The organism is Halobacteroides halobius DSM 5150 (genome assembly GCF_000328625.1).
GTDB lineage: Bacteria > Bacillota > Halanaerobiia > Halobacteroidales > Halobacteroidaceae > Halobacteroides > Halobacteroides halobius.
The window spans coordinates 1,938,550-1,952,495 of the sequence record NC_019978.1 but is presented as its reverse complement, the minus strand read 5'-3'; the positions used below and the strand labels follow the sequence as shown (position 1 = coordinate 1,952,495).

The 13,946-nt window shown below is 30.3% G+C and carries 14 protein-coding genes; 11 read left to right on the top strand and 3 right to left on the bottom strand.

What is annotated here, in order from left to right; genetic code table 11:
- Positions 1-12: 12 nt before the first annotated feature.
- Complete coding sequence (locus HALHA_RS09455) at positions 13-1,086, top strand: TolC family protein (RefSeq protein WP_015327554.1); 1,074 nt, start codon at positions 13-15, stop codon at positions 1,084-1,086.
- The gene (locus HALHA_RS09450) at positions 1,064-2,512 is read left to right on the top strand and encodes a TolC family protein (RefSeq protein ID WP_015327553.1); all 1,449 of its coding nucleotides are present in this window, start codon (positions 1,064-1,066) and stop codon (positions 2,510-2,512) included. Before HALHA_RS09455 ends, HALHA_RS09450 begins: the two co-directional genes overlap by 23 nt.
- A gap of 65 nt (positions 2,513-2,577) precedes the next feature.
- On the opposite strand, the gene HALHA_RS09445 is transcribed toward HALHA_RS09450, so the two are convergent.
- Entirely contained in the window at positions 2,578-3,120 is a 543-nt protein-coding gene (locus HALHA_RS09445; RefSeq protein ID WP_015327552.1) for a DUF6512 family protein, read from the bottom strand.
- A 141-nt stretch (positions 3,121-3,261) separates the two neighbouring features.
- Here HALHA_RS09445 and HALHA_RS09440 point away from each other — a divergent pair, with 141 nt between their 5' ends.
- A complete protein-coding gene (locus tag HALHA_RS09440) occupies positions 3,262-5,163 on the top strand; it encodes a DUF3857 domain-containing protein (protein ID WP_015327551.1) in 1,902 nt (633 codons plus the stop codon).
- A gap of 46 nt (positions 5,164-5,209) precedes the next feature.
- On the opposite strand, the gene HALHA_RS09435 is transcribed toward HALHA_RS09440, so the two are convergent.
- Complete coding sequence (locus HALHA_RS09435) at positions 5,210-6,271, bottom strand: HD-GYP domain-containing protein (protein ID WP_015327550.1); 1,062 nt, start codon at positions 6,269-6,271, stop codon at positions 5,210-5,212.
- Positions 6,272-6,417: 146 nt separating this feature from the next.
- On the opposite strand from HALHA_RS09435, the gene HALHA_RS09430 reads away from it, so the two are divergent.
- From HALHA_RS09430 to HALHA_RS09415, 4 genes are all read left to right on the top strand, one after another.
- Positions 6,418-7,308 (top strand): PHP domain-containing protein, encoded by an 891-nt coding sequence (locus HALHA_RS09430; RefSeq protein WP_015327549.1) that lies wholly within the window; start codon positions 6,418-6,420, stop codon positions 7,306-7,308.
- Complete coding sequence (hslO, locus tag HALHA_RS09425) at positions 7,301-8,170, top strand: Hsp33 family molecular chaperone HslO (protein WP_015327548.1); 870 nt, start codon at positions 7,301-7,303, stop codon at positions 8,168-8,170. The genes HALHA_RS09430 and hslO overlap by 8 nt, the downstream gene beginning before the upstream one ends.
- Positions 8,171-8,294: 124 nt before the next feature.
- Positions 8,295-9,770 carry a TrkH family potassium uptake protein gene (locus HALHA_RS09420; RefSeq protein ID WP_015327547.1) on the top strand — a complete coding sequence of 492 codons (1,476 nt, stop codon included), beginning with the start codon at positions 8,295-8,297 and terminating at the stop codon, positions 9,768-9,770.
- 1 nt (position 9,771) lies between these two features.
- Positions 9,772-10,443, top strand: a complete 672-nt coding sequence (locus tag HALHA_RS09415; protein ID WP_015327546.1) for a potassium channel family protein — start codon at positions 9,772-9,774, stop codon at positions 10,441-10,443.
- Here HALHA_RS09415 and HALHA_RS09410 read toward each other — a convergent pair.
- On the bottom strand, positions 10,433-10,960 hold the full coding sequence (locus tag HALHA_RS09410) for a hypothetical protein (protein ID WP_015327545.1): 528 nt from the start codon (positions 10,958-10,960) through the stop codon (positions 10,433-10,435). The genes HALHA_RS09415 and HALHA_RS09410 overlap by 11 nt on opposite strands.
- A gap of 127 nt (positions 10,961-11,087) precedes the next feature.
- On the opposite strand from HALHA_RS09410, the gene nadD reads away from it, so the two are divergent.
- The 4 genes from nadD (at position 11,088) to rsfS (ending at position 13,856) form a co-directional block, all read left to right on the top strand.
- On the top strand, positions 11,088-11,699 hold the full coding sequence (gene nadD / locus HALHA_RS09405; protein ID WP_015327544.1) for a nicotinate-nucleotide adenylyltransferase: 612 nt from the start codon (positions 11,088-11,090) through the stop codon (positions 11,697-11,699).
- A gap of 3 nt (positions 11,700-11,702) precedes the next feature.
- Positions 11,703-12,260: a bis(5'-nucleosyl)-tetraphosphatase (symmetrical) YqeK gene (gene yqeK / locus HALHA_RS09400; RefSeq protein WP_015327543.1), complete on the top strand. Its 558-nt coding sequence runs from the start codon at positions 11,703-11,705 to the stop codon at positions 12,258-12,260.
- 15 nt (positions 12,261-12,275) lie between these two features.
- Positions 12,276-13,436 carry an LCP family protein gene (locus HALHA_RS09395; protein WP_015327542.1) on the top strand — a complete coding sequence of 387 codons (1,161 nt, stop codon included), beginning with the start codon at positions 12,276-12,278 and terminating at the stop codon, positions 13,434-13,436.
- A gap of 63 nt (positions 13,437-13,499) precedes the next feature.
- Positions 13,500-13,856, top strand: a complete 357-nt coding sequence (gene rsfS, locus HALHA_RS09390) for a ribosome silencing factor (protein ID WP_015327541.1) — start codon at positions 13,500-13,502, stop codon at positions 13,854-13,856.
- Positions 13,857-13,946 lie beyond the last annotated feature (90 nt).

The window sequence follows — 13,946 nt, the reverse complement described above, 5'->3', positions numbered from 1 at the left end:
GAAGTGCTATAAATGAAAAGATCTGAAATTATACTTCTTATCATAGTGTTAATTATGATTATGATACCAGTTGCTGTGGCTAAACAACCAAGTCTTTCTTTACAAAAAGCAATTAAACTGGCTTTAAAAGAGGACTTAGATTTAAAAATTGCTAAGACAAAGTTAAAAACTAATAAATTAATTTATCAGAAAAATAAAATTAATAATCTCTTGTTACAATCCCATACTAAATATTTAGAGAATAAACTGGCCTTTTTAGAAGCTAAAAGAAATTATTATCAGCAAAGAAATGAAGTAATTATTAAGCTAACTAAGCAGTATTTGAATTTGTTGCAAAAGAAAAAGAGCCTACAGTTAAAGGAAAGCCAGTTACTACTTAAAAAGAAAGAGTTAAAGAATATTCGTATTCAAGTCCGAAAAGGTCACAAAAAAAGAATAAAATTATTAGAAAAACAAATAGAATATAATAGTGTAGAGTATGAACTAAAAAAAGCTCGAGATGATTATCATTTACTACAGCAAAAATTTAAAACTACTATCGGAATAAGTGAGAATCAAAAAGCAAATATGTTAAAGCTGGACTCTCCTAGAATCTGGAGAATAACTAAAAAAGAAGCAGTAAGAATTGCTAAAGAAAATAATTTAGTTTTAAAACTTAATAAAAAGAGAATAGAATTGACTACAGCTAATTTAAAAAGAATTAAAGTACTTGATATACCTCTATTAGAAATACAAAGAGTAAAGCAAAAGAATAAATTAGCAATTTTACAAGAAGAAAAAATTAGAAGAGATTTATTAACTGGAGTCAAGAGGGATTACCAGCAGTTAATTCAGGCTATTGGTAGTTTGAAATTACGCAAGCGGCATCTAAAGCAAATTAAAAAGAGTTACAAAATTATTAAGGAGTACCAACAAGCTGGTTTAAGAAGTAAAAATGAATTATTACAAGTCAAAATTAGATTATTAAAAGGTCGATCTAATTATCAAATAGCTATAACTAATTATTATCTGGCTATTTTAAATTTAAAACAACAGATGGGATTGCAGATTGGAGTGAGGTTTGATGATTTTAGTCCAAAGAAGTAAGGTGTTAAGTTGGATAATAATTATGGGGATATTATTATCTTTTTCTTTAGTCAGCCGAGCGGAAGAAATCTATTTTCAACAGGCAATTAAATGGGGAACAAAACATAACTCTGCTTTAAGAGATCTTAGATATAAAGTGAATAATTTAAAGCGTCAATTAATTAAACTAAAGGCTAAGATGGCTTGGCAACTAAATTTAGCAGGGCATGTTAATTATAGTCGAGAAACTATTACAGAATTAAACCAACTAGGTGCTTTAGATGATGAGATAGAACGGCGAAAGAAATTTATTTTTAATTTAGAAGGGACTAAATCATTTATTTGGGGACTAGAACTTAATCCTAAGTTAACCTTAGGTCAAGATAAATTGGTAAGTAACTCATTTAAATTTACTAATCTAGAAAAGAAGCTAGATTTGAAGTTAAGTTTTTCTCAGAAATTATACCCACAGCTACCGTCAGAATTAAGACAAGAATATTATTTTTTACAGACAGATTTGCAAAAAGCAAAGATAGAATTAAAGTGGCAACGAGAATTAAAAAAGATTGACTGGATAACAAAATATTTAAATTTATTACGAATAAAACATAAACAAGATATATTTTTTAATAATTATAAGTTAGCTAAACAGAATTTAGAGCAAATAAAAGAGCAAAAGGAAATTAAAGAAGCAGGGCCAAGGAAGGTTTTAGCTGCTCAAATCAAAGCACAAGAAGCAAAAATTACCTTAGTGAAAATAAAGAATAAATTTAAACAGATTAAAAGAAATTGGCGCCAAGAGTTAGGATATAAGAAAAGTAAAAAAATATTATTAAATATTACTCCTTGGTTAAAAAAGCTAAAACATAAAGTAAAAGATTTTAATGTGGAAAAAATAAAGAAGAGTAAGTTAGTGAAGAAGGCTAAGACAGAAGTTCCTAAAATTAAGTATAATCTAGTACAAAGAAAATTAGTTTCTAAAAAATTAAAGTGGGAGAGGGCCAAAGCAAAGCCTAAGGTTGAATTTACTGGAAATTACAATTATCAATCTGCAGATTGGCAGGTAGGAGTCAATATTAACTATAATTTATTTGATAGTGGTTATCAGAAATTAGCTAAAAAAGATTATCAAGACCAATTAGTTAATTTGAAAAAAGATTATCAAAGCTTAGTTGCAGACTTAGGAGTGCAAGTAAAAGATTTACTAGAGCAGTTACTACAAATTAAACTTCAATTACAAGAAAAAAAGACAGTATTAGAAAAATTAAGATTAGAAACCGCACTTTTTAAGAAACAATTGCAAGCTGGAGGTATCACTGCAGATAAATTTAAAGAAAAAAGAAATGAATTAAAATTAGTTAAGATAGACGTAAAAATGATAAGAGATAAAATTTTAGCTAATAAACTAAAATTAATGCATTTGACAGGGTCTTTAAATCTGAATTAGCCAGGTTATTCTGTGGCTAACAGCAAGATAGCCCAGCTAATCAAAGCAGAGAATTAAGTTTAAACTTATCTTCCATAAATTCCATATGTTCCTGTATTAGAATCCATAAAAATCGAAAAATGAGGTGGAAAAAATGTAAATAGTATTAGTATTAATCCAAAAGTTATAAAAAGAACTAATCCTAAAATATTAATTCTTTTTGGAATTTGTTTTTTAATGATCTTAAAGCTTACTATTTGGCAAATGATTGATCCAATTAAATATGAAGTTATATCTATCCATAAGATATGTTTTTTTATGAGCGCAGTATATGTATAGAATATTATTAAAATAAATCCTTCAAGCGATAAGATCCCTAGAAATTCCCCCCAAAAGTAACCATGGATGTTCTTTTTTATAAATGAATATTCAACCAAAGAGAAAAAGAAAAGTGACCAATAACCTAATTTTAAATGTTCCCATACGCTTTCATTTACAGGACTAAATATGCCTATAATTAGTAAATTATTAGACCAATCATATAAAAAATGTAAAAGTGATCCAACTATAATAATCCAAAATCCACCTATTATTTCCCAAATTAATATCTGCTTAATTTTATTGTGCATATTATCCCCCTTTAAATAGTGTTTCTTATTTAATATTATTTACTAAACTCCGTAGTTAAAATACTAAATTCACTTTTTAAGATAAATATGGTAATATAGGTATAGGTTAAAGATAAAATTTATTACACGAGGAGGTTTAAGATGAATTATAAAAAATCATTTAGTGTAGTTTTTTTAGTTGTAATGTTTAGTTTAGTATTTACAATGTCGGTGTTGGCCCAGACAAATGTAGATCGAATTTTGCAGGTGGCTCCATCACAAAGGGATTATCCCCAAGCAGAAGCAGTAATCATAAAGGAGGAGATAATAGCTGATCATACAACAAGTCAAGATAAAATTCGGCGCAGATTAGTAGTTAAAGTCTTTAATAAACGAGGGATTAAGAGGTTTGGAGAGTTAAAGATTCGGTTTAATAAGTCTAATGAAGAGATTAAAATAGTAGAAGCTAAAACTATTGAACCTAGTGGTAAGGTTATTAAGCCTCAAGAGGATGGAATCAATATAATAACTCCAGCAGGAGCTAGTCAAAATAGTATTTATTCAGATGCTAGAATTAAAGTTATTTCTATGCCTGGAGTAAAGCAAGGAAGTATTATAGTTTTAGAATATCTAAAGAAAATAGAAAGTTATCCAATTAAAGGCCAATTCTGGCATAGAGAAATCTTTCAAGATATAGTACCAATCAAAGAAAAGAAATTTGTTGTTAAGCTTCCAGAGGATAAAGAACTAAATTATCGTGTGGAGGCAATGGAATTAGAACCACAGATTAAACAACAGCAGCAAAAAAAGATTTATACTTGGTACAGAAAAGATATACCAGCAATAATTAAAGAACCCAATATGCCACCACTGATAGATATAGCGCCAAGAGTTGAATTATCTACTCTTGATTCTTGGTCTCAAGTTAGTATGTGGTATAAAGGATTGATTAATAACCAATATAAATTAAATGCTAAGATAAAGAATAAAGTAAAAGATTTGACTAAATTAGCTAGTAGTAAGGAAGAAAAGATTAGAGCTATCTATAATTATGTAACTTCTAATATAAGATATATTGGGTTAGAGTTTGGAATTAATGGTTATAAACCACATAAAGCTATAGTGACTTATCAAAACAAGTATGGAGATTGTAAAGATAAGGCTACTTTATTAATTGCTATGTTAAAAGAGATAGGTGTTAAGGGCCAACCTGTTTTAATAAATCGTAGATCAGACCCTAAGTTAAAGATAGTAAGTCCAGCATTATTTAATCATATGATTGTTTATTTGCCAGCTAGAGATCAGTACCTTGATCCAACTAGTAGTGGCACTAGGTATGGTTATTTACTAGGAGATCAGGGAAAAGAAGTTTTATTACCAATGGTAAATAAAATCACTGAAACTCCAATAATGTCTGCTAGGGCCAATCAAATGTCAATTAAGCAACAAGTTAAACTAAATAAAGATGGCAGTGCAATTATTAACTATCAGGAAGGATACACCGGAATTTATGACTATAAATATAAGAATATTTTTAGACGATATAGCCCTCAACAAAGAAAGATCTTAATCAAACGAGGGATTAGTCAAGGATTTCCAGGTGCCAAGCATGTGCAACCAAAGCTAGAAGGGGTAATAAATTTAGATAAACATTTTATGGTTACAATTTCCGATATGAAAGTATCTAATTATGCTAAACAGATGGGGAATTTATTTGCTCTACAACCAATTAGATATCCTATTAATTTAAATGGATTAGCAGCAGCTAAAAAAAGAAAATATCCTCTTTATTTAGGTTATAAGATTGATGTAAAAAGAAGAATTGAAATAAAACTACCATCAGATTTTAAAGTAAGTTATTTGCCTAGCAGATTTAAGTTTGAGAATAGAATAGGTAAAGTATTAATTGATTATCAAGTAGCTAAAAAAGAAATTATAGTTAAATTTAATCTAGTTATTAATCAAATACAGATTAGACCAGAAGATTATCAATCAGCTAAGAAATTATTAAATAAAGCAAGTCTAGTAGTGCAAAACCAGATTCTAGTACAGAAAAATAAGTAGTCTTTAAAAAGCTCTGGTCTTAATTATGACTAGAGCTTTTAAAGACTTATTTTTGTTCTTCATCAATGATAGTAATATTAAGTGTTTCTGTTAAATTCAGTGTTTTATATTCTTCTAGTTCTTCTCCCTTTTTATCTTCAATCACCCTAACTATTGGTCGAGTAGGACAATTTTGATTTTGTTTTTTAACAATTGCTTTCTCTCCAGTACTTAATTTTACTGAAATTCCGTTAGGATACAGCGCAATGTTTTTAACAAATTTATTGACTAATTGTGGGTCGAATTCTTCATTGGCTTTAGAAATTAAGAAGTCAACTGCTTTGTGAACTGGCCAGCGATTACGATAACATCTATCACTAGTAAGTGCATCAAAAACATCGGCTATGCCAACTATTTTTCCAAACTCATGAATATCATCTTTAGCTAGTCTATGAGGGTAACCTGAACCGTCGTATTTTTCATGGTGTGATAGAATTGCTATTTGAGAGAGAGGACTAAGATTATAATAGCCTTTTATATTTTCGTAGCCTAATTTTGGATGTTCTTTAATAATATTATATTCCCGATCAGTAAGTTTATCTGGTTTTTTTAGTATTTCTTCGGGGATAGATACTTTGCCAATGTCATGTAGTAAAGCTCCGGTACCTAATTTAATTAATCGTTTTCGATTATAATTTAAACTTTTACCTAATAATATAGATAAGACTGCTACATTAACTGAATGTTCAAAGGTATAATCATCAGTAGTTTTGATATCTATTAAGTTAACTAAAATAGTTTCTTGGTTTGTAATGTCTGAGATTATATTTTGAATAGCCTCATTTATTTTATTAACCTCTATTTTTTTATTTTGAGAGATGTTTTCCATTGTTTTTTTAATTACTTTCTTGCTTTTTATTCTTGTTTTTCGATTAATTATATCATTTACTTCTATATTTTTAGATTTTTCGTCTTCAATATAAATATGATGTATGCCAATATCTAGTAATTTATTTTTATACTTATGTAAATTAGAACAGTATACATTTAATAGGACTCGACCTTGATGATAAACAGGTTTAGCTAGTTTCATATTTGCTGTTATATTTTCTACTTTGATTAATCTCATAATTTCACCCCTTAATAAATTCCTTTAAATCATTATACCAGAATTATGATTTGATTTCAAAATTAGGTAGGAGGATAATTAATTATTGATTTTAGTAAGCAAAGTTTGGTATAGTGAGGATTAGAATAATAATAGGGAGGAAAATAATGAAAGAAATAGATTTACATATTCATACTAATTATAGTGATGATGCTGATTATTCTGTTCAGGAAATAATAAAGAAGGCTAAAGAAAAAAAATTAGCTGCAATAGCTATTACTGACCATAATGTAACGGATGGAGTAGATGAAGCTTTAGAATTAACTAGAGGAGAAGATTTAGAGATTATTCCCGGGGTTGAATTTGATACAAGATATAGGGATAATACTTTACATATTTTAGGCTATTATCTTGATTGGAAATCTCCTAAGATAGATAAGTTACTAGCAGGAATGGAAGAAGCTAAAAAGGAACAATTTTATAAAAGAATAGCCAGGTTACAAGAGCTAGGATTTAATATTACTGCTCAAGAAGTATTAGCTCAAACTGATCATGAGCGCCCTTTAGGTGGATTTATTGCTGAAGTATTGCTAAGTAAACCAGAGAATCAGGGTAATGATAAACTACAAACATATTTAAAAGGAGATAAAAGTGACCAACCCTATTTTAATTTTTATTTAGATTATTTTAAGGCAGGGGCCAAGGCTTATGTTCCTTGTTGGAAGCCTCAAGCTAAAGATGCAATAGAATTGATTAGACAATTAGGTGGTGTAGCTATTTTGGCCCATCCAGGTTCTACTTTAAGTTATAATGATAAAGAAGTGATTGATGATTTGATAACTGCGGGCTTACAGGGTTTAGAATCTTATAGTACTTATCATGATCAAGAGGAAATTGAAGGTTTTGTCAAACTAGCTAAACAAAAAGAAATATTAAGTACCGCTGGTAGTGATTTTCATGGTCACCTAAAACCTAAAATTGAGTTAGGTAATGTAGCTGGAAATAGTTACCGAATAGTAAAAGAACTAAAAAAATTAAGAGGTGATAGAGATGAATGATTATTTAGTAAGAGCTATGACAACTAATAAAGAAGTTAGAGCATTAGCAGTTCGTTCAACTAAAGTAGTTAATCAAGCCCACCAATCACATCAAACCACGCCTGTAGCAACAGCAGCTTTAGGTAGGACTTTAACTGCTGGGTTATTGATGGGCTCAATGTTTAAGTCAGGAGATGAAGTTACTTTAAGAATAGAAGGGAATGGCCCCTTAGGCAAAATTATTGCCCAAGGTAATCAATATGGACAAGTGAGAGGTTATGTAACAAATCCCCAAGTTAAGCTAATGACTAATCAAAAGGGGAAGTTAGATGTAGCTAAAGGAATTGGTCAAGGTCAACTTTTTGTAACTAAAAATATGAGACTCAAAGAGCCCTACCATGGTAGTATTCCTTTAGTTTCTGGAGAAATTGGTGATGACTTAACTTATTATTTTACAAAATCTGAGCAGACACCTTCTTCAGTCGGCTTAGGAGTTTTAGTTGACAAAGACTTATCTGTTAAAGCAGCAGGTGGATTTATTATTCAGTTAATGCCAGACGCCAGTGAAGAAACAATTAAGCAGTTAGAAGATAACCTAGCAACAGTTACATCAGTTAGTAGTTTAATTGAAGAAGGTATGAGTCCTGAAGGATTATTAGAGAAATTATTGACTGGATTTGACTTTAGGGTGTTAGCTAATAAAGATGTTGAATATAAGTGTAAGTGTAGCCAAGAAAGAATGCAGGATTTGATTATGAGTTTAGGTGAAGAAGAATTACGTGAAGCGTTAGATAAGGAAGGACAAGTAGAGATTAAATGTCATTTTTGTGGAGAGACATATTCTTTTGGAAAAGAAGGAATAGAGGAGTTGTTATCTAATTAATGTATAGTTTGAATATTAAAATTAGCCAGAGGTGATTCACCGGTTAATGATTGAATGGAGAAGGATTTTTTATTAATAGAGAAACTAAGTGAATTTATTAGCATATTAGATAGGAGGTGATTGATTGTTTAATCAAAAACTAACGACTGTTATCAGTTTAATAGGATCATTATTAATTGTTTTAGGATGTACATTGCTATTGCCTATAGTAGTTGGCTTTATTTACGGAGAAGAATTGGTTTATGCTTTTATTATTCCTGCTTTATTATCTTTAGGATTAGGATTTATTACTCAATTTAAATTTAAAAAGGGAAAAATCAACTTGACAACTGGAATGTTAGTGTGTGCTTTAGGGTGGATTACTATCTCTTTTGTTGGAGCCTTACCTTTTTATTTAAAATTAGATTATACCTATTTAGATACTTTATTTGAGACAGTTAGTGGATTTACTACTACAGGAATTACTGTTTTTACAGATTTAAGTAATCTGCCTAAGTCTATTCAGTTTTGGCGTTGTTTAATTCAGTGGTTAGGTGGATTAGGCTTTTTGACTTTCTTTTTGGTTGTTACTTTTCGTGGTCAAGCAGGATTATTTCAATTATTTACTGCAGAAAGTCATAAAATAAACCAAAGTAGACCAGTACCTAATATTTTTAAAACAGTTAAGATTTTATGGGGGATTTATGCTTTATTTACTTTACTAGAGATTATTTTACTAAAGATATTAGGGGTATCCTTGTTTGATGCAATAACTCATTCGTTTACTACTTTATCAACCGGTGGTTTTACTAATTATGATGCTAGTATTGCTTACTTTAAACAAACTGGTTATCAATATTATAAATTAATTGAATATGTAACTATTTTGTTTATGACACTAGGAGGAATAAACTTTCTGGTTCACTATAAGGTGTTGACAGGTGAGATTAATGCATTATGGGATAAGATAGAGATGAAGTATTTTTGGGCTATCATTAGTGGTGTATCTAGCTTAATTATATTAGATCATTATTTAGCCTTCCCGTTTAAATGGTCAGGGTTAGAAAGAACAATTAGATATACTTTATTTCAGGTAGTATCTATTTTAACTACTACAGGATTTGCAACAGAAGGTATTATTACTTCTTTTTATCCTGCATTAGCCAAACAATTTTTTTTACTACTAATGTTTATTGGAGGTTGCGTTGGTTCTACTGCAGGGGGAATTAAAATAATTAGAGTAGCTATTTTAAATAAATTATTACAACGTGAAGTCAAGAAGATTTATTATCCTAAACATGCAGTTTTACCAGTAGTAGTAGATGGAAATAAAATATCTGACCAGGAGATATTTAAAACTGTAGCTTTAGTTTTTGGATGGTTGATTTTAATTGTTATAGGGGGAGCAATCACAGCTATTAGTTCTAACTTATCAGCGTGGCAGGCTTTTTCTGGTATTTTTTCAGCTTTGGGGAATATTGGCCCGTTTTATTTTAGTGTAGAAAAGATGCAAAGTTTATCTGCCGGGATTAAGATAACGTACATCATTGGAATGTTAGCTGGGAGGTTAGAAATCTTACCTATATTTGTACTTTTTAGTAAACAAGCTTGGAGGAGATAAGATGTATATTATAATTGCAGGTGCTGGTATTGTAGGGCGCAATTTGACTAAGCAATTAGTAGAGAAACATGATGTAGTAGTAATTGATGTAGATGAAGAAGTCTGTGAGAGGGTTTATTCTGAATATGGGGCAGTTAGTATTCATGGTAATGCTACTAATATTAATACTTTAAAAGAAGCAGGGATTGAAAAAGCAGATGTAGCCATAGGAGTCATGAGAAATGACGCTGATAACTTATCATTTTCTTTATTGGCTAAAGATTTTGGAGTAGAAAAAATTATGGTTCGTATGAGGGACCCAGAGTACAAGAGTGCCTACCAATTAGCTGGTGCAACAACCATTGCAGGAATAGTTGATATGATGGTTGGAGAATTTGTTTTAGATATTGAACAACCTGAGGTAAGAAAGGTTGTGTCATTAGGTGGTGGGAAAGCAGAAGTTTCTATTTTAACTATTCCTCAGGGCGCATGGTGTCATGGGAAGACTATTTCTGAGATAACTAAAGCAGATGATTTTCCTAAGCAAGTTTTAATTGGTGGTCTATTTGATCAAAATAAAGATGATCTGGTAATCCCTCATGGTAATGCTGTTGTTAAAGAGTCAAATAGAGTATTTATAGTTGGTACTACTCAAAATATTAGACAAGCAGCTGATCTTTTACTTAAGAAGTAACTAAAGGTTTTGAGTTAATTTTTAGTAATTCAGGGGAAATATCAACAGTATAAATAAATTCAGCTCTAAATTGTCCCTTATATTCACTAAATGGAATAGGTTGTGCTATTTTCTTTAACTTGGCCCAAAAATTATTTGGTAATATATAATTTTGGTTTATCTTTAAAATAGTATCAGCTATTTGATGCGGGAAGGCATACAATTGATTTAAGTTAAGATCATCAATTTCTACTTCAATATGTATTTCATCTTTGATTGGTTGGCCCCAAAAATAAATACCAGCAGGTCTTTGAGTTTTATCATCTATAATGCTTGTAGTATCTCTAGGATTAGCCACTTTAAGTCCATCTTTTTTTATTTTATTAATTGCTTCCTCAATTAACTTTCGTTGGTTTTCTCTAACATAATGATATAATTTATTAGGAATAATATTTGGATTAGGTGGTTGTTGATACAAATTTTTTAGTTCAATTAATTTTTGTTTAGCTAGTGTAGATGATAGTTTAGTTTTAGACATCAAATCCCCTCCTAAATAAATTTTGCCCAATTGTCTTTATAAATATGTGATGAAACTTTCTTGAGAGAATAGTATAATTATTATAATATAATAACTAAGCCAAAAATTGAATTAGGAGTTGACATTTATGGTAGAAGATAAACTAACAATTGGAATTATGGGAGGGACCTTTGATCCAATTCATAATGGACATCTTTTAACAGCAGAGTGTGCAGCATATCAGTATAATTTAGATAAGGTGATTTTTCTTCCTTCAGGTAATCCTCCACATAAGACGGAACAAAAGATTACTTCAGCAGAGAATAGATATACGATGACTGTATTAGCTACTATAAATAACCCTAAATTTAGGGTTTCACGGTTAGAAATTGATAGAACTGGGTTATCATATACTATAGATACAGTTAAAGAATTTAAGAAAATTTACCCTCAAGCAGAGATTTATTTTATTACTGGAGCGGATGCAATTTTAGAAATTTTCACTTGGAAGAATCCTGAAGAACTATTAAAGGAAGCAAATTTTATTGCTGCTAGTAGACCTGGTTATTCCCTTTCTAAATTAGGACAAGAGATTTACGCTGCTTATCGAAATAGTATTTATACATTAAAGATTCCTAGCTTAGCTATTTCCTCGACTGATATTAGACAACGGGTTAAGGCTGGACAACCAATTAAGTATCAATTGCCTAAAGAAATTGAATCTTATATCAATAAATATAATTTATATGTGGAGGAATGAAGAATGACTGAAGAAGAGATTATAAGAAAATTAAAAGATATGATTAGTACTAAGCGTTTAAAACACAGTTTAGGAGTTAGAAATACTGCTGTTAAATTAGCAAGCAGATATAATGTTAGTACTAAAAAAGCACGTTGGGCTGGATTATTACACGATTGTGCTAAGGGTTTCTCTAAGAAACTGCTATTGCAAAAGGCAAAAGAGTTTGGTATAGTGATAGACAGTGTTTGTCAAAAGATACCTGCTTTATTACATGGGCCCGTAGGTGCTCAATTAGTGAAAAGAAGATTTAAGATTAGTGACCAAGATATTTTACAAGCTATTAGCCTTCATACTTTAGGTAGCCCCCAAATGAATGATTTAGATAAAATTATATTTTTGGCTGATTATATTGAACCAAATAGAGATTGTAAAGCTATTGATAAATTAAGGGCCAAGGTCAAGGGGCAACCCTTAAATGAAGCAGTTAGAATTGCTTGTGATAATACAATTAGATATAATTTAGAACAGGAGGCTATAATTCATCCACAAACGATTGAAACCCGGAACTCCCTCCTGTAATTAAGGGGTGAAATAATGTCTAAAAAGTTTATTAGTAGCTTACTATTGGCAACTGTATTTATTGCTGGTATAGGATTTGTAATCTTTAATAAATCCTTCTTTGATGCAACCCCTAAGCAGGTTAAAGAAAAAAATGAAAGAAGAGAAGTTAATTTAGAAGATAAATTTAATTTAGTCGTATTAGGTTCAGATGCTAAGAAAAAGGGGCTTAGACGTTCTGATACGATAATGGTAGCTAGTTTTAATTTAGAAACTAAGCAAGTAGGTTTATTGTCTATTCCACGAGATACTAGAGTAAAGATCCCTGGTTATAAAGGATATCATAAGATTAATGCAGCTTACTCTTATGGAGGATTAGATTTAACTATTAAGACTATAGAGGATTATTTAAAGATTCCTCTTGATTATCATTTGCAGATTGACTATCAAGGATTTGTTGCTTTAGTTAATACTCTAGGTGGTATAGAAATTAATGTAGAAAAGGACCTGCATTATGTTGATCAGGCTGCTGGATTAAATATTGATATAGAAGCTGGTCAACAAAAATTAACAGGTCAAGAAGCTTTAGAGTATGTTAGATTTAGACATGATGCACTAGGAGATATTGGAAGAATAAGAAGGCAGCAAAAGTTTTTAAAAGCCGCTTCTAAGCAAGTATTAAGTTTTAAAACCTTATTGAAGACCCCGGAGTTGATTAGTAAATTTAGAGAACATGTGGTAACTGATTTAGAATTTACTAAGTTATTTAAATTAGCTACTATCGTAGATGATTTTCAATTAGAGCAAGTGGTAATGAAAATGTTACCAGGTAGTCCAGAGCATATTGAAGGAATTAGCTATTGGTTACCAGATTTACAGGAAGTTAAGGCAGTAGTAGCTTCATTGATAAAAACTAAGTCTTATTTTAAACACCAACAGATTGAATTAACTATTTTAAATGGGAATGGGACCTCAGGTTTGGCTGCTAGATTTGCTGATTTATTATCTAATCAGGGTTATCGGATAAAAGAAATTGGTAATGCTGATAACTTTAAATATACTAGAAATATTATAATTGCTTCGTCAGGTAAAAGGGAGCAATTAAGTTCATTAGTTGATTATTTGGATGCTAAGATGATTAAAGATAAAACTAATGATCAAGTAGTGGTAATTATTGGTGAAAAAAATATAGAGTGAATAAGATTAGAATAATTTGTTATTAGATGTGAAATGATATTTTAATAGGAGGTAATAATTTTGATGGAGCTTGGCGATGTAGAAACAAACAAATTAGCTAAAAAAATTGCAAGTGCTGCTGCTAAAAAAGCGGAAGATCTTCTTGTTTTAGATATGAGAGAGATTACTACTTTAGCAGACTATTTTATAATTTGTAGTGGTAGTTCTACTCCACATGTAAGAGCAATCTTAAATGCTATTGGTGATGATTTAGAAGAGGAAGTTAGACCAGTGCGTAAAGAAGGAACTGATAATAATAGGTGGATAGTTTTAGATTATGCTGATGTAATAGTTCATATTTTTCACCAAGAAGAGAGGGAGCATTATAATTTAGAGAAATTATGGGGAGATGCAAAAGAAGTTTCTTGGCAGGATTTATAAGTCTCGTCCCTTTTTATAAGGGATGAGCTTTTTCTTTAATTAAAAGCTAAATATCAACTAGAAAATATGTTAAAATACATATGATATAAT